At 60.1% G+C, this 21,901-nt stretch carries 16 protein-coding genes, 8 tRNA genes and 1 pseudogene; 18 read left to right on the top strand and 7 right to left on the bottom strand.

The window, feature by feature from the left end:
- The first annotated feature begins 43 nt into the window (after positions 1-43).
- The 9 genes from ychF (at position 44) to ACTG2O_RS09765 (ending at position 2,181) form a co-directional block, all read left to right on the top strand.
- Entirely contained in the window at positions 44-1,135 is a 1,092-nt protein-coding gene (ychF, locus tag ACTG2O_RS09805) for a redox-regulated ATPase YchF (RefSeq protein WP_005353921.1), read from the top strand.
- Between the two features lie 234 nt (positions 1,136-1,369).
- A tRNA-Met gene (locus ACTG2O_RS09800) sits at positions 1,370-1,446 on the top strand.
- An 8-nt stretch (positions 1,447-1,454) separates the two neighbouring features.
- Positions 1,455-1,529: transfer RNA gene (locus ACTG2O_RS09795), tRNA-Gln, on the top strand.
- Between the two features lie 47 nt (positions 1,530-1,576).
- Positions 1,577-1,651 (top strand) — tRNA-Gln (locus tag ACTG2O_RS09790).
- Between the two features lie 46 nt (positions 1,652-1,697).
- Positions 1,698-1,772, top strand: a tRNA-Gln gene (locus ACTG2O_RS09785).
- Between the two features lie 39 nt (positions 1,773-1,811).
- Positions 1,812-1,888 (top strand) — tRNA-Met (locus ACTG2O_RS09780).
- 10 nt (positions 1,889-1,898) lie between these two features.
- Positions 1,899-1,973, top strand: a tRNA-Gln gene (locus ACTG2O_RS09775).
- 39 nt (positions 1,974-2,012) lie between these two features.
- A tRNA-Met gene (locus ACTG2O_RS09770) sits at positions 2,013-2,089 on the top strand.
- An 8-nt stretch (positions 2,090-2,097) separates the two neighbouring features.
- A tRNA-Leu gene (locus ACTG2O_RS09765) sits at positions 2,098-2,181 on the top strand.
- A 218-nt stretch (positions 2,182-2,399) separates the two neighbouring features.
- Here the strand turns inward: ACTG2O_RS09765 and ACTG2O_RS09760 are convergent.
- Positions 2,400-4,230 (bottom strand): annotated as a pseudogene (locus ACTG2O_RS09760) (SLC13 family permease).
- A gap of 263 nt (positions 4,231-4,493) precedes the next feature.
- Here ACTG2O_RS09760 and pnuC point away from each other — a divergent pair.
- The 8 genes from pnuC to nifJ all read left to right on the top strand — a co-directional run bounded on the left by pnuC (position 4,494) and on the right by nifJ (position 14,171).
- Positions 4,494-5,210 (top strand): nicotinamide riboside transporter PnuC, encoded by a 717-nt coding sequence (pnuC, locus tag ACTG2O_RS09755; protein ID WP_439975674.1) that lies wholly within the window; start codon positions 4,494-4,496, stop codon positions 5,208-5,210.
- Between the two features lie 3 nt (positions 5,211-5,213).
- The gene (locus ACTG2O_RS09750; RefSeq protein ID WP_439975673.1) at positions 5,214-5,939 is read left to right on the top strand and encodes a nucleoside phosphorylase; all 726 of its coding nucleotides are present in this window, start codon (positions 5,214-5,216) and stop codon (positions 5,937-5,939) included.
- Positions 5,940-6,044: 105 nt separating this feature from the next.
- A complete protein-coding gene (locus tag ACTG2O_RS09745; RefSeq protein ID WP_439975672.1) occupies positions 6,045-6,716 on the top strand; it encodes a Crp/Fnr family transcriptional regulator in 672 nt (223 codons plus the stop codon).
- 42 nt (positions 6,717-6,758) lie between these two features.
- Positions 6,759-7,085, top strand: a complete 327-nt coding sequence (gene yqfB / locus ACTG2O_RS09740) for a N(4)-acetylcytidine aminohydrolase (RefSeq protein WP_439975671.1) — start codon at positions 6,759-6,761, stop codon at positions 7,083-7,085.
- Between the two features lie 87 nt (positions 7,086-7,172).
- Positions 7,173-8,093: an alpha/beta hydrolase gene (locus ACTG2O_RS09735; protein ID WP_439975670.1), complete on the top strand. Its 921-nt coding sequence runs from the start codon at positions 7,173-7,175 to the stop codon at positions 8,091-8,093.
- Between the two features lie 61 nt (positions 8,094-8,154).
- Positions 8,155-8,556, top strand: coding sequence for a DUF1622 domain-containing protein (locus tag ACTG2O_RS09730; RefSeq protein WP_439975669.1), 402 nt, complete (start codon positions 8,155-8,157; stop codon positions 8,554-8,556).
- 199 nt (positions 8,557-8,755) lie between these two features.
- On the top strand, positions 8,756-10,396 hold the full coding sequence (locus ACTG2O_RS09725; RefSeq protein ID WP_439975668.1) for an alpha-glucosidase: 1,641 nt from the start codon (positions 8,756-8,758) through the stop codon (positions 10,394-10,396).
- A gap of 229 nt (positions 10,397-10,625) precedes the next feature.
- Positions 10,626-14,171 (top strand): pyruvate:ferredoxin (flavodoxin) oxidoreductase, encoded by a 3,546-nt coding sequence (gene nifJ / locus ACTG2O_RS09720; RefSeq protein ID WP_439975667.1) that lies wholly within the window; start codon positions 10,626-10,628, stop codon positions 14,169-14,171.
- A gap of 111 nt (positions 14,172-14,282) precedes the next feature.
- On the opposite strand, the gene ACTG2O_RS09715 is transcribed toward nifJ, so the two are convergent.
- A complete protein-coding gene (locus tag ACTG2O_RS09715) occupies positions 14,283-15,659 on the bottom strand; it encodes an MDR family MFS transporter (RefSeq protein ID WP_421288154.1) in 1,377 nt (458 codons plus the stop codon).
- A 173-nt stretch (positions 15,660-15,832) separates the two neighbouring features.
- Between ACTG2O_RS09715 and ACTG2O_RS09710 the strand changes: the two genes are divergently transcribed.
- Positions 15,833-16,435, top strand: coding sequence for an HAD family hydrolase (locus ACTG2O_RS09710; protein ID WP_150995647.1), 603 nt, complete (start codon positions 15,833-15,835; stop codon positions 16,433-16,435).
- An 85-nt stretch (positions 16,436-16,520) separates the two neighbouring features.
- Here ACTG2O_RS09710 and ACTG2O_RS09705 read toward each other — a convergent pair whose 3' ends face one another.
- The 5 genes from ACTG2O_RS09705 to ACTG2O_RS09685 all read right to left on the bottom strand — a co-directional run bounded on the left by ACTG2O_RS09705 (position 16,521) and on the right by ACTG2O_RS09685 (position 21,727).
- The gene (locus ACTG2O_RS09705; protein ID WP_439975666.1) at positions 16,521-16,781 is read right to left on the bottom strand and encodes a hypothetical protein; all 261 of its coding nucleotides are present in this window, start codon (positions 16,779-16,781) and stop codon (positions 16,521-16,523) included.
- A 233-nt stretch (positions 16,782-17,014) separates the two neighbouring features.
- The gene (locus tag ACTG2O_RS09700) at positions 17,015-17,812 is read right to left on the bottom strand and encodes a DUF1338 domain-containing protein (RefSeq protein WP_159144220.1); all 798 of its coding nucleotides are present in this window, start codon (positions 17,810-17,812) and stop codon (positions 17,015-17,017) included.
- A gap of 59 nt (positions 17,813-17,871) precedes the next feature.
- On the bottom strand, positions 17,872-19,341 hold the full coding sequence (astD, locus tag ACTG2O_RS09695; protein ID WP_439975665.1) for a succinylglutamate-semialdehyde dehydrogenase: 1,470 nt from the start codon (positions 19,339-19,341) through the stop codon (positions 17,872-17,874).
- Between the two features lie 72 nt (positions 19,342-19,413).
- Positions 19,414-20,433 (bottom strand): arginine N-succinyltransferase, encoded by a 1,020-nt coding sequence (astA, locus tag ACTG2O_RS09690; RefSeq protein ID WP_323936657.1) that lies wholly within the window; start codon positions 20,431-20,433, stop codon positions 19,414-19,416.
- 76 nt (positions 20,434-20,509) lie between these two features.
- Complete coding sequence (locus ACTG2O_RS09685) at positions 20,510-21,727, bottom strand: aspartate aminotransferase family protein (protein ID WP_236302761.1); 1,218 nt, start codon at positions 21,725-21,727, stop codon at positions 20,510-20,512.
- Positions 21,728-21,901 lie beyond the last annotated feature (174 nt).

Genomic DNA, 21,901 nt, shown 5'->3' with positions numbered 1-21,901 from the left:
GCGGGCGACCCCCAACAGCATCCATCAAGTAAGGTAACAATCCATGGGTTTTAAATGCGGTATCGTGGGCCTGCCCAATGTAGGCAAATCCACCCTGTTCAACGCGCTGACCAAGGCCGGTATCGAAGCCGCCAACTTCCCGTTCTGCACCATCGAGCCGAACACAGGTGTGGTGCCGATGCCGGATCCCCGCCTCGATCAGCTGGCGGCCATCATCAATCCGCAGCGCGTTGTGCCGACCACCATGGAATTCGTCGACATCGCCGGCCTGGTTGCCGGTGCCTCCAAGGGTGAAGGTCTGGGTAACCAGTTCCTGGCCAACATCCGTGAAACCGAAGCGATCGGCCACGTTGTGCGCTGCTTCGATGACGAGAACATCATTCACGTTGCCGGCAAGGTCTCTCCCGCTGACGATATCGAAGTGATCAACACCGAGCTGGCCCTGTCGGACCTGGACGCCTGCGAGCGCGCCATTCACCGTCAGTCCAAGCGTGCCAAAGGCGGCGACAAGGATGCCAAGCTGGAAGTGGAAGTGCTTGAGAAGATCAAGGTCGCGCTGGAAAACGGCCAGATGATCCGCGGCATGAAGCTGGATAAGGAAGAGCTGGCCGCCGTCAGCCACCTCAACTTCCTGACTCTCAAACCCACCATGTATATCGCCAACGTGGCGGAAGATGGCTTCGAGAACAACCCCTATCTGGACAAGGTGCGTGAAATCGCCGCCGCCGAGAACGCGGTCGTGGTCGTGGTCTGCTGCGCCATCGAAGCCGACATCGCCGAACTGGACGATGAAGATCGCGCCGAGTTCATGGCAGACCTAGGCATCGAAGAGCCGGGCCTGAACCGCGTTATCCGCTCCGGCTACCAGCTGCTCAACCTGCAGACCTACTTCACCGCCGGTGTGAAAGAGGTACGCGCCTGGACTATTCCGGTCGGTGCCACAGCCCCGCAAGCGGCTGGCAAGATCCACACTGACTTTGAAAAAGGCTTTATTCGCGCCCAAACCATCGCCTTTGAAGACTTTATCAACTACAAGGGTGAGCAAGGCGCCAAGGAAGCGGGCAAGATGCGCGCTGAAGGGAAAGATTACATCGTCAAAGATGGCGATATCATGAACTTCCTGTTCAACGTCTAATCCCATGACAGGCCAGCATTTGCTGGCCTGTTTTTTATCTGCCATTGCTCGGGCAATCATGGCAATGTCTTAAAAAAAAGCAGATTGTTGGGCTTTTGCGCAACAGAGACCAATAACTGGTCAAACGCACTCAAATTGCGTTTTTCTGGCAAAAAAAGGGTTGACGCCCCAGAGCCAGATACGCATAATTCGGCCCGCACGGTGACGAGGTAACGACTCACCGGAAGCAAGGTTGGCTATGTAGCTCAGTTGGTTAGAGCATCGCACTCATAATGCGGGGGTCACAGGTTCGAATCCCGTCATAGCCACCATCTCTAGTTGGGGTATCGCCAAGCGGTAAGGCAGCGGGTTTTGATCTCGCCATCCCTAGGTTCGAATCCTAGTACCCCAGCCATTTTTTAAAAGTTCTTTGCCAGTCTCGCGACTGTTGAGGAACGCTGTTGGGGTATCGCCAAGCGGTAAGGCAGCGGGTTTTGATCTCGCCATCCCTAGGTTCGAATCCTAGTACCCCAGCCATTTTTAAAAGTTCTTTGCCAGTCTCATGACTGTTGAGGAGCGCTGTTGGGGTATCGCCAAGCGGTAAGGCAGCGGGTTTTGATCTCGCCATCCCTAGGTTCGAATCCTAGTACCCCAGCCATATTTCTGTTCTCTTCCACATCAGTGGTTGATAACAAACGGCTATGTAGCTCAGTTGGTTAGAGCATCGCACTCATAATGCGGGGGTCACAGGTTCGAATCCCGTCATAGCCACCATTATTTCTGTTGGGGTATCGCCAAGCGGTAAGGCAGCGGGTTTTGATCTCGCCATCCCTAGGTTCGAATCCTAGTACCCCAGCCATTTTTCTGTTCTCTTCCACATCTGTGGTCGATAACAAACGGCTATGTAGCTCAGTTGGTTAGAGCATCGCACTCATAATGCGGGGGTCACAGGTTCGAATCCCGTCATAGCCACCATTAATATTGCGGAAGTGGCGAAATTGGTAGACGCACCAGATTTAGGTTCTGGCGCCCTAGGCGTGAGAGTTCGAGTCTCTCCTTCCGCACCATTAATAGCAGTACCAAACAGACCAGCTCACGCTGGTTTTTTTGTATCTGAAATTTGCCTCTCCCCAGTTTTTCTCTCGCTCCTCTATTAACCCAGCTCCACGTTAATTCCCGTCCATATCACTCTTCACTGATTCCGAGCACGCCTTGCCACTCTTGTCTCCCGGCCATAAAAAAGCGGCCCGCAGGCCGCTGGTGCACACATTCATCATCCCGGTTATCAAAACGGGAAGAACCAGGGGATCGCTACCACGCTCACCGCCATCACCAGCAGGGTGAAGGGCACCCCGATGCGGATAAAATCGGCGAACTTGTAGTTGCCCGGCCCCAGCACCAGGGTATTGACCGGTGACGAGACCGGCGTCATAAAAGCGGCCGAGGCGGCGATGGCAATGGTCATGGCAAACGGATAGGGTGATACCCCCATCTGTTGCGCCGTGCCCAGCGCAATGGGCGCCATCAGCACTGCGGTGGCGGTGTTGGAGATAAAGAGCCCGATCACCGCGCAGAGGGCAAACAGGCTGGCCAGCATGACCCGCGGCCCCATCTCCCCTACCGCATTGATCAGACCACCGACGATCAGATCCACCCCGCCGGTTTTTTGCAGCGCCAGCGCGAAGGGGAGCATGCCGACGATGAGGATCAGGGTCGGCCAGTGGATCGACTTGTAGGCACTCTCCATATCGATGCAGCGAAACTTGCCCATCAGCAGGCAGGCGATCAGCGCGGCAATCACGTTGGGCACCGGATCGGTCACCATCAGCAGGATCATCACACCAAGACAGAAGAGGGCATGAATGGCCTGGCTGCGGGCGGGGGCCATCTCGTCCACTTCGGCGGGCAGCCCCATCAGCAGAAAGTCGCGACTATGGGTCTGCAACTGTCTGATGTGGCTCCAATTCCCTACCACCAGCAGGGTGTCGCCCATCTGCAGCGGCTCATCCACCAGCTTGCCTGCCAGTGCCTCACCGTCGCGGCGCAGCCCCACCACGCTCAGGCCATAGCTGGAGCGGAAGGTCACCTCACGCACGCTTTTACCCAGCAGCTTGGACTCAGGGATCAGCGACACCTCGGCCATCCCCACCTCCCGCGCCTGATCGGAGAAATACTCCCCGCGCAGGATCATGGGTTCGAGCCGCGCCTCGCTGCAAAATTCCCGCACATCCACCGCAGGATCTGACATGTCGATCAGCAGCACATCCTTGGCCTGAAAATCACTGATCCCCGACACCGGCACCATCACCCGGCGAAATTTACGCCAGCGCTCCACCCCGATGACGTTGGCGCCATAGCGGGCGCGCAGTTTCAGCTCGTCCAGAGTGTGGCCAATCAACGGGGAGTCCGGCCGCAGCGCCAGACGACGGGCCCGGCCAGCCAGTCGGTAGTCTCGGATGAGGTCGCGCAGGGTGCGGCGCCCGGTCGGCTTGCCTTTGCCCTCTTCTCCCTCGCCCACCAAGGAGCCGCGCACCAACAGCATGTAGAGGATGCCCAGCCCCAGGATCAGCAGGCCCATGGGGGTGAAATCGAAGAAGCTGAAGCCGTGAATGCCGTGACGCATCAGCTCGCTGTTGACCACCATGTTGGGGGGCGTGGCCACCAGCGTCATCATGCCGCTGATCAGCCCGGCAAAACCGAGCGGCATCATCAGGCGACCGGCCGGAATCCCCATCCGGTTCGCCACGCTCAGCACCACCGGGATAAAGATGGTCACCACTCCGGTGCTGCTCATCACCGCCCCCAGACTCGCCACCGCAACCATCAGCAACACCAGCAGCTTGGTCTCGCTGCTACCCGCCACCTTCACCAATGCATCCCCCACCTGATAGGCGATGCCGGTACGCACCAGCCCCTCACCCACCACAAACAGGGCGGCAATCAGAATGACGTTGGGATCGCTAAAACCCGCCAGCGCCTCTGGCAGGGTGGGTGCCGCTCAGCACAAAGAGGATAATGATCAACAGGGCGACCACATCCATCCGCACCTTGTTGGTCATAAAGAGATAGATGGCGCCAGCCAGCAGACAGAGCACCCAGACAAGCTCAGAATTCAATACAACCTCCTTTTATCACGTGATTCTCCTCCCGGAGAGTGGACTCTATCAGACCACAGTCATGGCGCTATCATCTTGCTACATATCAATAAAGTCCGGCCCATCGGGACCCCATAACCCATCACTGCTGGAATAACCGGGCAGCAGCGGCGATTTCTTTGATATGGGCCAAGTACGGAGCCGACAAAAGTCCTGCCCCTCCTCCCCCTCACCCCTTAGAATGGCCCCCTCGCATACTAACCCTCATGCCCAAGGATCAGAAAATGAGCATATTCGAGCTGTTCAGCATCAATAACACGCTAGTGACCATACCGCTGGGTGGCGGCTATGCCATGTCATGGATTGAAGCCATCGGTACCCTGTTCGGGCTGGCCTGTATCTGGTTCGCCAGTCAGGAGAAGACCATCAACTACCTGTTTGGTCTGATCAACGTCAGCCTGTTTGCCATCATCTTCTTCCAGATCCAGCTCTACGGGCTGTTGATGCTGCAGCTGTTCTTCTTCTGCGCCAACGTCTACGGCTGGTACGCCTGGACCCGCCCCGCCAACGAGCAAGGGGATACCCTGCAGATCCGCTGGCTCAGCAAATCCAAGCTCATCGTCACTGCTGTGGTGAGCGTGCTGGCCATCGCCCTGCTGACCCGCTATATCGACCCGGTCTTCGCCACCCTGGCGCGCACCTCGGTCTCCCTGCTCAACCTGTTTGGTGCCAACCTTGCCATCCCCGAGCCCTCCCCCGATGCCTTCCCCTTCTGGGATGCCAGCATGACGGTGCTCTCGGTGGTCGCCCAGATCCTGATGACCCGCAAATACGTGGAGAACTGGATCCTCTGGGTCGTCATCAACATCATCAGCATCGGTGTCTATGCCGCGCAGGGCGTTTACGCCATGTCGCTGGAGTACCTGATCCTGCTGTTTATCGCCGCCAACGGCACCCGCCTCTGGGTGATTGCCGCCAAGCGCCAGCCACAAGGTCTGTAAGCCATGAGTCTGTTACCCCATCTCCAGTGCCGCCCCGACCAGATTGCCGAGCGGGTGGTACTGTGCGGCGACCCGGCCCGGGTCGATCGCATCGCCAGCCAGCTCGAACAGTGTGAAGTGCTGGGGCAAAACAGGGAGTTTCGCCTCATCAACGGCCGCTATCAGGGGCTGCCCATCACGGTCTGCAGCACCGGCATCGGCGGCGCCTCAGCCATCATCGCGCTGGAGGAGCTGGTGCAAGCCGGTGCCCGCTCGCTTATTCGGGTCGGCTCCGCCGGTGCCCTGCAGCACGACATCGGGCTCGGCGACCTTATCGTGGTGGAAGGGGCGGTTCGCAATGAGGGGGCCTCACAGGCCTATCTGCCCGCCGAGTACCCCGCCTGCGCCGATATCTGGCTGCAGGCCGCCTTGCTCAACCATGTAGCGACCGGTAGCCAGCCTCATTGGCACGGGCTAGTACGCTCCCACGACAGCTTCTATCGAGATGACGAGCAGGAGGTGTGCCGCTACTGGCATGCCCGTGGCGTGCTCGGCGCTGACATGGAGACCGCCTCCCTGCTGACCGTTGGTCGCCTGCGCAAGGTGCGGGTCGCCGCCGTGCTCTGCAACGTGGTGCTGTTCGAGCAGGATGTGCAGCAAGGGGTGGCGGACTACGCCAGCGCCGAACAGGCAATGATGGCCGGTGAACAGCACGCCATCGCCGCCGCCCTTCACGCCCTAGCGCAATAAATAGCAAACCGTTAACTGCGGCACATCCGCTACCGTGCGGGCTGGTATCCGGCCCGCACTCTTGCTAGCCTCATGGCCCTCGTCATCCGGTGCGACAGGCAAGTCATGCAGCAACAGCCCTACCCCCTCGGCCGTTTTCACGCCGAACTCCAGCAGCTTGAACCCCGCTTTGCCGCGGCGCTGGAAGCGTGCACCCTGTTTATGCGTCGCTACCTGCCGGGCGAATTGATCATGCGGCAGGGGGAGCTGAGCGAGCAGCTCTATCTGGTTGAACGTGGCCGGGTCTCCCTCAACAGCACGGTACACTCTGGCCGCCGCTTCCAGCTCGGCGAGATTGAGTGTCACAGCCAGATCTTCGGCGAAATGGAGTTCTTCAGCGCCACCCCGGTGCAGTGGAACGTGGTGGCCGAGACCGAACTGGACGCCCGGGTCATCTGTGCTCACAAACTGGCCCAGCGCCTGCTGACCGAGCCCGAGCTGACCCTGTTCTTTGCCGCGGCGCTTGCCAGCGACTATCTCGATACCCTGGAGATCACCACCAGCCGACTGCTCCACCCCATCGCCTACAACATCGCCTACGAGTTGTGGCGAGAACGCCAGCGCACCCCCATGCTGGGGTCACGCAAGCGGGCCCACGAGGCGGCGCGCTTCGGCACCACCGAGCGGGTTTACCGCCGCGCCCTCAAGGAGCTGGTCGAACAGGGTATAGTTGCCGACGGCAGTGACGGCCCCATTATCGCCGATCTGGCCAGGCTGCGCGCCTACCTCGATCTTTGATTTCCATTCACCTCATTTCGATTCACCCTGTCAGGAGTCACCATGTCTGCCCATCCCTATCCCGAATTCACCTTCTTCAGCCGCTTCGTTGCCGATATTCAGGCGGGCCGCAAGACCATCACCATCCGCGACGAGAGCGAGGCCAACTGGCAGCCCGGCCAGCGGCTGACCCTGTTCACCAACCCGGAGCACCAGCCCTTCGGCACCATCGAGGTGATCTCCGTCAACGCAGTGGCCTTCGATGAACTGAATGACGAGCACGCCCGTCAGGAGAACATGACCCTCCCCGAGCTCAAACAGGTGATCCGCGATATCTACCCCGATCTGCCGCCGCTCTATGTGATTGAATTCCTGCTGCTTGAAGTCTGATTTTGTGAGCTGCCTCAGCTAACGCCGGTTGCGCTCTCTGGCTAAAGGCGCAAAATAACTGTTTTTATATACAGTTATTGGTGCGTTATGGATATACAACTTGAACCGGCCATTGCGGCCATGGTGGCAGAGTTCATTGCCGCAGGCCGCCCCAAGGCGAGCAGCCTGAGCTGGCAGGAGCGGCGTGAAGGCTATCTTGCTTCAGCCATATTGGGTGGTGAACATGAGGAGGTTGGCGCTGTCGAAGAGTGGCAAAACGGCCATTATTCCGTTCGCCTCTATCAGCCAGCGTCCACCTCAAGTGCAAGCCGTCCGGCCCTGATCTACTTTCATGGCGGCTGTTTTGTCAGCGGTGAGTTCGACACTCACGACCGCCAGATGCGGATGCTGTGCAATCGCACCGAAGCACTGGTGTTCACGGTACATACCCGCCTTGCCCCTGAACACACCTATCCTGCAGCACACGACGACGCACTGGCAGCCACGCTCGCCATCATGGCCGATGTGGAGAAATGGCATGGGGATCCGGCAAGGATTGCCCTTGCGGGCGACAGTGCCGGCGGCCACCTCGCCCTGATCACCACCTTGCGACTCAAGGAGCGAGGCGCCTCCTTGCCTGCCGCCCAACTGCTCATCTATCCGATGCTCGATGCTGCGGGCGACAGTGACAGCTATCGGCAGCTAGGGGATGACTACCTCATCACCCGCGACATGCTGTTAAGCGGTTTTCACGCCTATCTGGGCGAGCTACCCGTCACTCACCCCGAAGCTAGCCCTCTCCACCATCATGCCCTGTCAGGATTGCCGCCGACCCATATCGTAACGGCGGAATATGATCCGCTGCGCGATGAGGGGGAAACCTTCTATCGCAAACTGCTGCAAGCCGGTGTCACGGCTACCTGTCAGCGGCAACTGGGGGTTATACACGGCTTCTTCCAACTGGCTGGAGTCAGCCCCGCGGCGCGTCAGCTCATTGAACAGCTCTCACTGCTTATCAGGAGACTCTGATTTGGCCTTTGCCGATCGATGTGTTAATAGTGTCCTCTTTTGAATCAGGGAGGTGACCCGAGTGTTTGAGATAGCGAGCCTGAAAGAGGGGATGATGCACGGGGTCGAGCTGTTCCAGCTGCTGCTGGAGATCATCTCCATCGCCTGTGTGGTGATAGGGCTTGGCAAGACCCTCTGGCTGGCGGCAAGAGTGCGGGATCACCAACCCGGCTTTCCGCGCATTCGCCTCTGTTTTGGCAGCTGGCTCATTCTGGCGCTGGAGTTCCAGCTGGCCGCCGACATCCTGGCCACTACGGTCGCGCCGAGCAAGGAGGAGCTGATCCGCCTCGCCATCATCGCGGTGATCCGCACCTTCCTGAACTACTTCCTCGGCAAGGAGCTGGAAGCACAAGCGGAGCGCCAACAAGAGAAGGCAGAACGCCAGCAGGAGCACCTCAGCGAACAGGCCAAGACTGCTCAATAGCCTGTATCGCTGCGGTGCATCAGCGCTAAGTGCCGTGCCATCCCGACCACAGCCGTGGCCTGGGATGGCACCTTTGTGACCCTTCCCGCACTTTTGGCAATCAGCTAACTATGGAACCCTTTTCAAGGTTTCCCCCGCCCTGTCGAGGGCCCGCGCATCTGCGTAAGATGGAAAGCCTCCTCCCCAACCGGCCAAGCTGATGAACCCGCATCCCCTCCACACGCCCGATATCGACCTCGATAGCTGTGTCATCTACCAGATCTACCCCATGAGCTTTCAGGACAGCGATGGCGACGGCATGGGCGACATCAACGGCATCCGTCAGCGCCTCGGTTATCTGGCCACCCTCGGGGTCGATATGCTTTGGCTCACCCCCATCTATCGCTCCCCCAAACGGGACAACGGTTACGACGTGGCGGACTACCGAGCCATCGACCCCGCCTTCGGCACCCTGGCCGAGATGGAGCTGCTGATAGCCGAAGCAGCCGCTCACGGCATCGGCATCATGATGGATATCGTCGCCAACCACACCTCCACCGAGCACGAGTGGTTTATGAAGGCACTGGCCGGGGATCCCCGTTATCAGGGTTATTACGTATTCCGGGATCAAGCCTTTGTCGATGCTCACCCCATTACCTCGATTTTTGGCGGCAGCGGCTGGCAGTATGTGCCGGCGCTTGATCGCTACTACCTGCACAACTTCGATGCGAGTCAGGCCGATCTGGACTGGGACAACCCGGCGGTGCGGGCCGAGATGGCAGAGGTGATCAACTTCTGGCTGGGCAAAGGGATCAAGGGATTTCGCTTCGATGTGATCGATATGGTGAGCAAGGAGTGGGACCGACTGGCCATGAGCAATGGCCCGCGCCTGCACGACTATATCCGCGAGCTCAATGCCGCGAGCTTCGGCGGCAAAGGGATCATCACGGTAGGGGAAACCTGGGGAGCCGATCTTGCCCATATGCAGAACTATTCGAACCACGACGGCAGCGAGTTCAGCATGGTGTTCAACTTCGAGCATCTGGGGCTCGGCAGTGACAAGTGGTCATCCCGCTTCGATCCCCTCGTCTTCAAGCGAGCCATGGCCCGCCACCAGCAAGGGCTGCACAGTCAGGGCTGGAACAGCCTGTTTCTGAACAACCACGACCTGCCCCGCGCCGTCTCCCGCTTTGGCGATGACAGGCCCGAGTGGCGGGAAACCAGCGCCAAACTGTGGGCCATGGTGCTGCACCTGATGCAGGGCACTCCCTTCATCTATCAGGGGGAGGAGCTCGCCATGACCAACCGCCACTGGCAGCCGGGCGAGCTGCGCGATGTGGAGGCCATCAACTACCGCGCCAGCCAGTCAGGGCTGGATCCTGCCGAGCTGAGTCGGCGGCTCGATGCCATCGGCCGCGACAACGCCCGCACCCCGATGCAGTGGAATGCCGGCCCCCACGCCGGTTTCAGCACGGCCACACCTTGGATTGCCCTCAATGCAAACCACGTCGAGATAAATGCTGACGAACAGCTGACCCGCCCCGACTCGCCGTTTCACTGCTATCGCCTGCTCATCGCCCTGCGCAAGGCTCACCCTGTCATTCGCCACGGCAATTTCGAGCTGCTGGATGGGGATGATCCCGAGCGCATCAGCTATCGCCGCCACTGGCAGGATCCGGCCAGCGGAGAGCAGCACTCCCTGCTGCTGCTCGCCAATCTCACTGCGAACCCCTTGCCGATGCCCCACTTCGACAAGGTGACAGACAAGATGCGGTTGCTGCTGGCCAATTACCCAGGCGAACCACTGCCACTCTTCGCCCCTTATCAGTGCGCCATCTGGCTGCAAGTGGAGCAGGGTTAACCCCGTGCTGACGGGCCATGCCAATGGCCCGTCAATCGCCACCCCACCGGCTACTAGCAGAAAATCACGCCCCTACGTAACGGAATTAAATTAACCACTATTACTGACTTATTAATTGATTATTTATCCCGTTTGATACGCTCTTATTGCCCCTCTTACTATGCCTGCGACCTATCCATTGCCGATGCAACTATCGGCCTTCAAACTGGCATAGCAAAGTGGAAAACAGATGATCACCACAGACGGGAATAACGCAGTCGCCTCGGTGGCGTACCGCACCAGCGAAGTCATCGCCATCTACCCCATCACCCCCAGCTCGGCCATGGCTGAGCAGTCGTCGGCCTGGTCGAGCGAACGGGGCAAGAACCTGTGGGGGGATGTGCCCCGGGTTGTCGAAATGCAGTCGGAAGGGGGCGCCATCGCTGCCGTCCACGGCGCCCTGCAGACCGGTGCGCTGGCAACCTCGTTTACCTCGTCGCAGGGTTTGCTGCTGATGATCCCCAACCTCTACAAGCTGGCGGGTCAGCTTATCCCCTTCGTGCTGCATGTGGCGGCGCGCACCGTGGCGACCCACGCGCTATCGATCTTTGGCGATCACTCGGACGTGATGGCGGTGCGCCAGACCGGCTGTGCCATGCTCTGTGCCAGCAATGTGCAGGAGGCGCAGGACTTTGCCCTGCTCTCCCAGATAGCGAGCCTCAACAGCCGCCTCCCCTTTATCCACTTCTTCGACGGCTTTCGTACCTCTCACGAGATCGCCAAGATAGCGCCGCTCGCTGACGACACCCTGCGTGCCCTGCTACCCGCAGATGCCATCCGTGCCCATCGCGACCGAGCGCTCACCCCCGACAAACCGGTCATTCGCGGCACCGCAGCCAACCCGGACACCTACTTCCAGTGTCGGGAGGCGAGCAACCCCTGGTATGACGCCGCCTATGGCCATGTGAGCGAAGCGATGCAGGCTTTTGGCGAGCAGACCGGCCGCCACTACCGGCCATTTGAATATGTCGGCCACCCGCAGGCGGAGCGGATAGTGGTGCTGATGGGCTCGGCGATTGGCACCTGTGAAGAGGTGATCGAGCGCCTGCTGGCCCAAGGGGAGAAGGTAGGTCTGGTGAAGGTGCGGCTGTTCCGTCCCTTCTCAGCCGGGCACCTGTTGGCCGCGATTCCTGAGAGTGCCCGCACCATCGCCGTGCTGGATCGCACCAAGGAGCCGGGCGCACAGGCCGAGCCCCTCTATCTCGACGTGATGACGGCGCTGGCCGAAGCGGTCAGCCGGGGCGAACGGGCAAGCCTACCGCGGGTCATCGGCGGTCGCTATGGCCTCTCCTCCAAAGAGTTCGGCCCCGCCTGCGCGCTCGCGGTGTTTGCCGAACTGGCGCAGGAGAACCCGCGCCCGCGCTTTACCGTCGGTATATTCGATGACATCACAGGTCTCTCGCTACCGCTGGCCGCACTGGATTCGCAAAGCCCCATCCACAGCCAGCAACACAAGCTGGAGGCGCTCTTCTACGGCCTTGGCAGCGATGGCACCGTCTCGGCGGCCAAGAACAGCATCAAGATCCTCGGCAACCACACCGACCTCTATCCGCAGGGCTATTTCGTCTACGACTCCAAGAAGGCGGGGGGACTTACCGTCTCTCACCTGCGGGTGGGCGAGCGGCCACTCCAATCGGCCTATCTGGTGGAAGAAGCGGACTTTATCGGCTGCCATCAGTGGCAGTTTGTCGACAAGTACCGGATGGCGGAACGCTTGAAAGCGGGCGGCATCTTCCTGCTCAACACCCCCTACAGCGAAGCGGATATCTGGCAACGCCTACCCAGCGAGGTACAGCACGCCCTGCGCGAGAAAGAGGCGCGCTTCTACATCATCAACGCCGCCAGGATTGCCCGCGACTGCCAGCTCGGCAATCGCATCAATACCGTGATGCAGATGGCCTTCTTCCAGCTCAGCGCCATCATTCCCCCCGAGGAGGCCACCAGCCTGCTGAAGCAGGCCATCGCCACCAGCTATGGCAGCAAGGGGCAGATACTGGTCGAGCGCAACTGGATGGCACTGGAGGCAACCTGCGCCGCCCTGACCCGGGTGCCGCTGGGTGAGCTGGATCCCGCCAGCCGCCCGCGCCCGCCGGTGGTTTCGGCCAAGGCCCCCGATTTTGTCCAGACCGTCACCGCCGCCATGCTGGCGGGGCTGGGTGACAGCCTGCCGGTCTCCGCCTTCCCGCCGGATGGCACCTGGCCAGTCGGCACCACCCGCTGGGAGAAGCGCAACATCGCCAAGGAGATCCCCATCTGGGAGGCGGAGCTCTGTACCCAGTGCAACTACTGTGTCGCAGCCTGTCCCCACTCAGCTATTCGCGCCAAGGTGGTGGAACCGGATGCGCTGGCCGCTGCTCCCGCTACCCTGGATGCGCTGGATGTGAAATCCCGTGACATGCGCGGCCAGCAGTACGTGCTGCAGGTGGCGCCGGAGGATTGCACCGGCTGCAATCTCTGCGTCGAGGTGTGCCCGGCCAAGGATCGCAGCAACCCGGATCGCAAGGCGATCAATATGGCTTCACGCCTCGATCACCTCGACGAGCAGAAGGCCAACTACGACTTCTTCCTCGACCTGCCAGAGCGCAGCGCCGAGCAGCTGGAGCGCATCGATATTCGCACCTCCCAGCTCATCTCGCCGCTGTTTGAATACTCGGGCGCCTGCTCCGGCTGTGGCGAGACTCCCTATATCAAGCTGCTGACCCAGCTCTATGGCGATCGGCTGCTGATTGCCAACGCCACCGGCTGCTCGTCCATTTATGGCGGCAACCTGCCTACCACCCCCTACACCACCAACGCCGAGGGGCGCGGGCCGGCATGGGCCAACTCGCTGTTTGAAGACAACGCCGAGTTCGGACTGGGCTTCCGTCTCACCGTCGATCAGCACAGGGAGCGGGTGCGCCGTCTGCTGGCGAGCCTGGGCGACACCATACCGGCAGCGCTGCGCGAGGCGCTCGGCGATACCACCCTGCCGGTTTCCGAGCAGCGGGCCCATATCCAGCAGTTGCGAGTGTTGCTGCAGGAGAGCAAGACTCCGGAGGCCCTTGAACTGGCTCGCGATGCGGATTATCTGGTGGAAAAATCGGTCTGGCTCATCGGCGGCGATGGCTGGGCCTACGACATCGGCTTTGGCGGGCTCGACCATGTGCTGAGTCTGGGGGAGAACATCAATGTGCTGGTGCTCGATACCCAGTGCTACTCCAACACCGGCGGCCAGCAGTCGAAGGCGACGCCACTCGGTGCCATCACCAAGTTTGGCGAGCAGGGCAAACGCAAGGCACGCAAGGATCTCGGCGCCAGCGTGATGATGTATGGCCACGTCTATGTGGCGCAGATCTCCCTCGGCGCCCAGATGAACCAGACGGTGAAGGCGATTCAGGAGGCGGAAGCCTACCCGGGCCCCTCACTCATCATTGCCTACAGCCCCTGCGAGGAGCATGGCTACGACATGGCCGAGAGCCACGAGCAGATGAAACAGCTGACCGCCACCGGCTTCTGGCCGCTCTACCGCTTTGATCCGCGCCGCGCTGACGAGGGCAAGTTGCCGCTGGCACTCGACTCGCGGGCACCCAATGCCTCGTTGGCCGAGACCTTGCGCCACGAGCCCCGCTTCCAGCGGCTGGAACGCCAGCTGCCGGAAGTGGCCAGCCAGCTCTATGAAGAGGCGGAGCAGGAGGCCAATCGCCGCTTCGCCTGGCTGAGCCAGCTGGCGGGCAAGGAGGGTCCGGTGCAGGAGTAAGCCACGTATGGCTTGATGGCAGCAGCCACTCTATTCGCCAAATAACAATCAGGGCTCCCCGCGGGGAGCCCTGATGCTATCTATGGTGAGCCAATGTCGGCGCAGGCCTGATCAGGCACTGATGGAGGCCAGCTCGTGGCGCTTCAACGCCAGCAATGTGATGAGCAGCGCCAGCGTGGCGATCAGTGCCATGCCAATATAGGTCGCGCTGAAGCCCGGAGCCAGCAGATCGGGGGCGAGCCGGCTCAGATCGCCATCACTGCCGGCTGGCAGGCGGAAGTGGAACAGCATGGAGCAAATGGCCACGCCGACGGCACCGCCGAGCTCCCGTCCGAAGTTGAACAGCGACATGCCGATGCCGCGATCCTGCCGTGGCAGGGCATTTTGCACTACTACCGAGAGGGCAGGCAGCACCAGACCGAGACCGATACCGGCAAACCCGAGCGCCAGCCTGACCCAGGCATCGAAGTGGATCTGCCAGAGCGCCACTGCCGCGAGGCCAAAGCCCACCGCGACAAAGCTCTTGTAGTGACCGGTACGGCCAATCAGCTTGCCGCCGACAAAGGCGCCGGCGGTGATGCAAATCATGAAGATGACCATGATGGCGCCGCTCTCGCTGGCGCTCATCCCCTTCTGCCACTGCATCTGCAACGGCAGATAGACCAGCACGGCAAACATCAGCAGCTGGGAGAGCATCACCAGCAGCACGCTCACCAAATAGCCGGGCAGCCGGGCCAGATGGGCGGGCAGAATGGGGTCGTGGGCACGCCGCTCAATCAGAATGAGCAACAGCAGTGCAACGCCCAGCGCTGCCGAGAGCCAGACGGCGGGCAGCGCCGCCTCCGGCGAGAGCAGCAACAAGGTGAGCGTGGTGACGGTAATCAGCAGACCCGCGCCCTTCCAGTCGAAGCGACTGTGGCGACGCACGTTGAGCTGCTTGAGGTTGCGGTTGATGAGAAAGACTGCCAGCGCCCCGAGCGGCAGATTGATCCAGAAGATCCAGCGCCAGCTGAGTTGCTCGGTGAAGTAGCCGCCAAGCAAGGGGCCAGCGATACTGGAGACCGCATAGACCGCCGAAATGTAGCCCTGATATTTGCCCACCTCCCGTGGCGGAATGGTGTCGGCAATCACGGTAAACGCGAGGGCAATCAGACCGCCGCCCCCCAGCCCTTGCAGCACCCGCGCTGCCAGCAGGGTCTGCAGATCCTGGGAGAGGGCGCAGGCCACCGAGCCTGCCAGAAACAGGCCGATGCCGATATTGAGCATCCGCACCCGACCAAAGAGATCGCTCAGCTTGCCGTAGAGGGGCAACACGGCGGTGGCCGCCAGCAGGTAGGCGGTGACCACCCAGGTGAGGGCGCCACCGGCATGCAGTTCGGCGCCAATCATGGGCAGCGGGGTGGTGACTATGCTCTTTTCCAGTGAACCGAGCGCGATCACCAGCGCCACACTGGAGAAAATGGTTTTGGGGGATATTTTCGAGGTCATAAGCGGACTCGCAGATCTGATATGCCAAAGTATCCGGCAATGAACGGATTATTGTCTCACAAATCAGCAAGAGATAGAAAAAACGGCGGCCACAATATGCCCAACCATGAGGCCGATCCCACAAAACGCCGACCGTTTCTGCTAGCCTGCTCTATTTGATTCGAGGAGCCCCCATGAGCGAGCGTGAGCAGTACGGGTTTGATCACTACGATGCCCTGATTTTCGATATGGATGGCACTTTGGTAGATTCCATGCCCCTCCATCTGGATGCCTGGGAGCTCACCTGCGCCGAGTTCGGCATCCCCTTCGAGCGGGATCAGCTCTATCAGTACGGCGGCATTCCCACCCGCAAGATCATCGCCATGCTGGCCGAGCAGCAGGGGCTGACGGTGGATGTCGAGGCCTTTACCCGCCGCAAGATTGCCCTCTATATGGCACATATCGACAAGGTCAGCGTCTTTCCCAAAATGTGGGAGCTGGTCAGGCACTATCACGGCAAGGTCAAGATGGGGATTGGCACCGGTTCACCGCGCAATCAGGCGGAGTCGATCCTGAAGAGTACCGGGCTCGATGCCTATATCTCTGTGGTGGTGAGTGCCGATGATGTCACCAACCACAAACCGCACCCTGATACCTTCTTGCAGGTGGCCGAATTGCTCGGCGCCAATCCGGCCAACTGTCTGGTGTTTGAAGATACCCGCATCGGGCTTGAGGCTGGCAAGGCGGCAGGGATGGATACCGTGCTGGTTATCGAAGGTGACCTGCACCAGCGCTAAACGGCTCAGGGGCAAGCAGGCAAACCGATAAAATGGTGCCATCACAGTGGCACCATTTTTTGTTTACGTGAACATGGCGGTAGCGTCAGTGCCCGGACAGAGTTGCGATCGCTGCCGGAATAGCGGCAACTGTCAAACAAAGGGCGTTGGCGTTGGCCTCATCCTGTAGTGCCTGATGAGTGCGAAGCAGCTCAAGGGCTTCGGCCGGAGTATCTGCAAAGGTGGGAGCGGCGATGGCGGAAAATCCCTGTTCGACCAGTTGACGACGCTCATCGCTATAGCTAGGTGCATTGGCATCTAGATAGGTAAGCGCCTGACCCTGCTTGAAAAAGTGATAGTTAGGCATCGATTGGCCCCGCAAAAATAAAGCGCCATTCTACTCCTTTTTGCTCCACCGCCAGCGTCAATCTGTGTCGTCTCAAGTGATCTCGTTCACATTTTTATCAACACACATTTACCGGTTGGGCTCCGTACAAATCCCCTTCCCACGCGGCGTCAGACAACACTCGCCACCGTCACTCGGCGCCAAACAAAACGCCTCCACGAGGAGGCGTTGCGACTGAAACAGGGTCGCTCCCGTTACATGGCATTCGTCGATTCGAAGATCTTGTCCGCCGAGGCCTCGACAAAGCCCGGATAGAGCACACCATCGGCCTGCGGATAGCGCAGGGCAAACTCGTAGAAGCAGCTCGGGATGGTACGCACCCCATCGCTGAACGGAACCTCGGCTTTGTCCGCCATGGTGGAGGATTGCTCCAGCATCACCTGCGGATCCCCCTTCACCTCGCCACCCACACTGTTGAGGACAAAACCCGCCGCCTTGAGCGCCGCATTGACCTGATGGATGGTGTCGAAATCCTTCAACTTGTTGATATTGACCGTGAAGTGGTTGGCACGATAGCCCCATGCTGCCATCCATGCCGCGTACTCGCTCTCCGCCAGCAGGGTCTGATAATCGGCATAGGAGACCTGCCAGGGGGCGCCGGTGTAGAGAAATGCCGGGGTATCGGTCAGATGATCGGGCACCTGATCCGCCAGTTTATGGATGATAGCCTGCGCCGCCGGGGAGAGTTCTTCGACCTTCAGCTCGCTGATAAAGACCTTGGGCGCGTCCGGATCTTTGTGCTCGAAGTGCTTGGCGTAGAGCTTCTTGGCCTTGAACACATACTCGCCCTTCTGCTCGTAACCGAGCGCCAGAAAGTGGGCGGCCAGCTTCTCCAGCCCCAGCTTGGGCAGGTTGTAGGTACGAAACGCCACGTGATCGTTGACGATGGGCTCGCCGCCACCCAGCAGGGTGTGCACCTTGAGGGCGCTCGGGGTCACCTTGATGTAGTTGTCCCACAGATGGCTGAACAGGGTGTCGATATCCTTTTGCATCTCTCTTTCCTTTGATTGCGGGTACAGATGGGGGCACCGCTGGATGCCCCGTGTCGTTATTAGAAGCGCAGGCCGGGCGACAGTTGATCCGGCATGGCGGCTTTGCTGTCTTCGACGGAGGCAACCGGATACGCACAGTAGTCAGCGGCGTAGTAGGCGCTCGCCCTGTGGTTGCCGGAAGCGCCGATACCGCCAAAAGGCGCGGCACTGGAAGCACCGGTAATGGGTTTGTTCCAGTTGACGATGCCAGCACGGATCCGCTTGAAGAAGTGATTCCAGTCCGCCTCCTTGTCACCCAACAGACCGGCCGAGAGGCCGTAGCGAGTGGCATTAGCCAGATCGATGGCCGCATCGAAATCGTCATAGCGGATCAACTGCAGCAGCGGGCCGAAGTACTCTTCGTCCGGCAGCGCGCTGATCGCAGTGACATCGATGATGCCCGGGGAGACAAAGCCGGTGCCCGCTTTCAGGTGCTCAAGCACCTGCAGGCTTTCGCCGCCCAGCTGTTGCAGGTTGGCCTGCGCTTCGACCATGCCAATCGCCGCTTTCTCGCTGATCATTGCCCCCATAAACGGCTGTTCTGCGGCGTCATAGAGGCCGACCTTGATCTGGCTGACCACCTCGACCAGTCGATTGACCAGGGCATCGCCCCGCTCGCCGCGCTCGACAAACAGGCGGCGGGAACAGGTGCAACGTTGACCTGAGGTGATGAAGGCAGACTGGACGATGGCATGGACGGCGCCGTCGATGTCGCTCACGTCTTTCACGATCAGCGGGTTGTTGCCGCCCATCTCCAGCGCCAAAATTTTGCCCGGCTGACCGGCAAACTGCTGATGGAGGAAATGACCGGTGCGGGATGAACCAGTGAAGAAGAGGCCGTCGATATCGGGGTTGCCCGCCAGCGCCTTGCCAGTCTCGACCTCCCCTTGCACCAGATTGAGCACTCCCTTGGGCAATCCGGCCTGCTGCCACACCTTGACCATGGCCTCGGCCACCATGGGTGTCAGCTCGGAGGGTTTGAACACCACAGCGTTACCCGCAATTAGCGCCGGGACTATATGGCCGTTGGGCAAATGGCCCGGGAAGTTGTAGGGGCCGAACACCGCCACCACGCCGTGGGGCTTGTGACGGACAAACGCCTTGGCGCCCGGCATGGCATTTTCAACGGTGCCGGTACGCTCGTCGTGCGCACGGATGGAGATGGCAATCTTGCCCTGCATGGCGGCTACTTCGGTGCGGGTCTCCCACAGCGGTTTGCCTGTTTCGCGGGCGATGGTCAGGGCCAGCACCTCTTTCTGCTCGCCAAGCAGGTCGGCATAACGACGCACTATGGCCAGACGATCCTCAAGGCTCATGTCCGCCCAATGGTAGAAGGCGGCACGGGCGGCCTTGACGGCGGCATCCACCTGCGCCGCACTGGCGGCAGCCCCCTGCCAGATCACCTCGTTCTTGGCCGGATCGGTTGACTCGAACGGCTTGCCTTCACCGGCAAGCCACTGACCGTCGATAAATTGCACTAACTGGCTCATCCATTCACTCCCTGTCGCTGGCAGGCAGCCTCGGCTGCCTGTCTGATAATCGGTTTGCTTGTCCTGTTTGCCTCAGTCGAGGTCAACCACCCGCACCATGTCGCCATCCTGCACCTTGAGTGCCGCCGCCATCTTGGGCGTAATGATGGCTTCGTGCTTGTCGAGATCGACCCGGATATTGCCGTAGCAGGCGCGGTAATGTTCGAAACGGCTGTTGCAGATAAGGTGGGTCTTGCCACCAATGGGCTCGCCCACCAGCACCCGCAGCTTCTTGCTACGACGCACGCTGCGGATATTCTTCACGTCGCACTCGACGGTGGGGCCCGCATCGAAAATATCGACGTAACCACGGTTCACGAAGCCCTCGTCCTGCAGCATCTTGATGGCCGGGCGGGTCTTCTCGTGGGTCTGGCCGATAACGGCGCGCGCCTCTTTGCTCAGCAAATTGACGTAGATGGGGTACTTTGGCATCAACTCGGCGATAAAACGCTTCTTGCCGATGCCGGTCAGATAGTCGACGGTGGGAAAATCCATCGAGAAGAAATGGGTTTGCAGCCACTCGTAGAAGGGGCTGTGACCGTTGGCATCGGAGACGCCGCGCATCTCGGCGAAAACGGTCTCGTCAAACAGCTCGGGGTGCTCGGCCATAAACAGAAAGCGGTGCTTGGAGAGCAGGCGGCCGTTGAGCCCCTCGCGGGCACATTCGCGCAAGAACAGGGTGCAGAGCTCGGAGTTGCCGGTGTAGTCGTTGGAGAGGGTCAGGGTTTCAACGACGTTGTAGATGCCGAGCTTGGGGGAAGAGTGCACCACCTTGCCGATATGGTAGTTGTAAAACGGCTGGGAGAGGCCAACCGCGGCATCGATGGCACAGGTGCCGACCATCTCGCCGGTCTCCAGATCCTCGGCCACGAAGAAGTAGAGGCAGTCCCCCTTGCCGGCGGGCTTGTCGGAAAAAGTCTGGGTAGAGGCATCAATCTTGCGCTGCAGCAGCTCATCGTTGACGGGCAACGAGGTCATGCCGGTGCCGGACTCGATGGCGCAGGTCTTGAGCCCGGCAAAATCTTTTTGCTCGATGGGACGGATAACCAACATAAATGACAACTCCCTTTCATTGACGACAGGTGGGGTCCCGGCTCCTGCCGGGAGAGCTCCCCACCTCAATTTGGAATCAGGCGTTAACCACCTGGGCAACAGCCTTCTCGAAGCGGGCCAGCCCTTCCTTGATGTCCGCTTCCGGGATCACCAGTGAAGGGGCAAAACGAACCACGTTGGTACCAGCCACCAGTGCCATCAGCCCCTGATCGATGGAGGCCAGCAGGAAGTCACGGGAACGCCCCTTGTAGGCATCGCTCAGGGCAGCGCCCAGCAGCAGCCCCTTGCCGCGGATCTCGCTAAAGCAGTGGTATTTGGCGTTGATCGCCTCAAGCCCCTCGCGGAACAGCTGTTCGCGTTGCTTGATGCCAGCCAGCACCTCCGGGGTATTGATCACGTCGATCACCGCCTCGGCGACCGCACAGGCCAGCGGGTTGCCGCCGTAGGTAGAGCCGTGAGTGCCCACTTTCAGGTAAGAGGCGATTTCGTTGGTAGTCAGCATGGCGCCAATAGGGAAACCGCCACCCAGCGCCTTGGCGCTGGTGAGGATGTCCGGCGTGACGCCAAGCCCCATGTAGGCGTAGAGCTCGCCGGTACGACCGACACCGGACTGTACTTCGTCATAGATGAGCAGGGCATTGTGTTTGTCGCACAGCTCGCGCACCCCTTTGGCAAACTCGTCGGTAGGACGAATGATGCCCCCCTCCCCTTGCAGCGGCTCCATCACCACGGCGCAGGTGTTGTCGGAGATCACCTCGGCCAGCGCCGCCAGATCATTGTAGGGTACGTGGGTAATGTCACCGGGCTTGGGACCGAAGCCATCGGAGTAGGCTGCCTGGCCACCGACGCTGACGGTAAAGAAGGTACGACCGTGGAAGCCCTGATTGAAGGCGATGATCTGGGTCTTCTGCTCGCCAAACTTCTCGATGGCATAGCGGCGAGCCAGCTTGAGAGCGGCTTCGTTCGCTTCGGCGCCGGAGTTGCAGAAGTAGACCTTGTCGGCGAAGGTGGCGGCGACCAGCTTCTTTGCCAGACGCAGGGCCGGCTCGTTGGTCATGACGTTGGAGAGGTGCCACAGCTTCTCGCCCTGGGTTTTCAGGGCCTCGACCAGCTTGGGATGACAGTGACCCAAACCGTTGACGGCGATGCCACCGGCGAAGTCGACATACTCGCGCCCTTCCTGATCCCAGACACGTGACCCTTCACCACGCACCGGGATGATCTTGGCGGGCGCATAGTTGGGAACCATCACTTCATCAAACACTTCACGTGTCACTGCCAACAACTCTGACATATAGCTCTCCTTCGATTCGGCGACAGAATAATCCACCGCCCAAAAGTTAAATCCGTGTAAACGTGACGGGATTATCACAGAAATAAAGTAAAAAGTCTGTAACAAGACGGCCTATAAGGAACAATGTTCGATTGCTCTTGAGATTTTAGGCAACCGCATTGCATAACGACTCAG

This window comes from Aeromonas sp. 61P (assembly GCF_051919545.1).
GTDB lineage: Bacteria > Pseudomonadota > Gammaproteobacteria > Enterobacterales > Aeromonadaceae > Aeromonas > Aeromonas veronii.
The sequence above is the reverse complement of the archived record's forward strand: the minus strand, read 5'-3'. Positions and strand labels throughout refer to the sequence as shown.

Coding starts and splice junctions, on each gene's coding strand:
- yqfB (WP_439975671.1), top strand. CDS start 6,759: ATGTCTGCCCATCCCTATCCCGAATTCACCTTCTTCAGCCGCTTCGTT.
- ACTG2O_RS09745 (WP_439975672.1), top strand. CDS start 6,045: ATGCAGCAACAGCCCTACCCCCTCGGCCGTTTTCACGCCGAACTCCAG.
- ychF (WP_005353921.1), top strand. CDS start 44: ATGGGTTTTAAATGCGGTATCGTGGGCCTGCCCAATGTAGGCAAATCC.
- ACTG2O_RS09710 (WP_150995647.1), top strand. CDS start 15,833: ATGAGCGAGCGTGAGCAGTACGGGTTTGATCACTACGATGCCCTGATT.
- ACTG2O_RS09705 (WP_439975666.1), bottom strand. CDS start 16,781: ATGCCTAACTATCACTTTTTCAAGCAGGGTCAGGCGCTTACCTATCTA.
- nifJ (WP_439975667.1), top strand. CDS start 10,626: ATGATCACCACAGACGGGAATAACGCAGTCGCCTCGGTGGCGTACCGC.
- ACTG2O_RS09700 (WP_159144220.1), bottom strand. CDS start 17,812: ATGCAAAAGGATATCGACACCCTGTTCAGCCATCTGTGGGACAACTAC.
- ACTG2O_RS09685 (WP_236302761.1), bottom strand. CDS start 21,727: ATGTCAGAGTTGTTGGCAGTGACACGTGAAGTGTTTGATGAAGTGATG.
- ACTG2O_RS09715 (WP_421288154.1), bottom strand. CDS start 15,659: ATGACCTCGAAAATATCCCCCAAAACCATTTTCTCCAGTGTGGCGCTG.
- ACTG2O_RS09725 (WP_439975668.1), top strand. CDS start 8,756: ATGAACCCGCATCCCCTCCACACGCCCGATATCGACCTCGATAGCTGT.
- pnuC (WP_439975674.1), top strand. CDS start 4,494: ATGAGCATATTCGAGCTGTTCAGCATCAATAACACGCTAGTGACCATA.
- astD (WP_439975665.1), bottom strand. CDS start 19,341: ATGAGCCAGTTAGTGCAATTTATCGACGGTCAGTGGCTTGCCGGTGAA.
- astA (WP_323936657.1), bottom strand. CDS start 20,433: ATGTTGGTTATCCGTCCCATCGAGCAAAAAGATTTTGCCGGGCTCAAG.
- ACTG2O_RS09750 (WP_439975673.1), top strand. CDS start 5,214: ATGAGTCTGTTACCCCATCTCCAGTGCCGCCCCGACCAGATTGCCGAG.
- ACTG2O_RS09735 (WP_439975670.1), top strand. CDS start 7,173: ATGGATATACAACTTGAACCGGCCATTGCGGCCATGGTGGCAGAGTTC.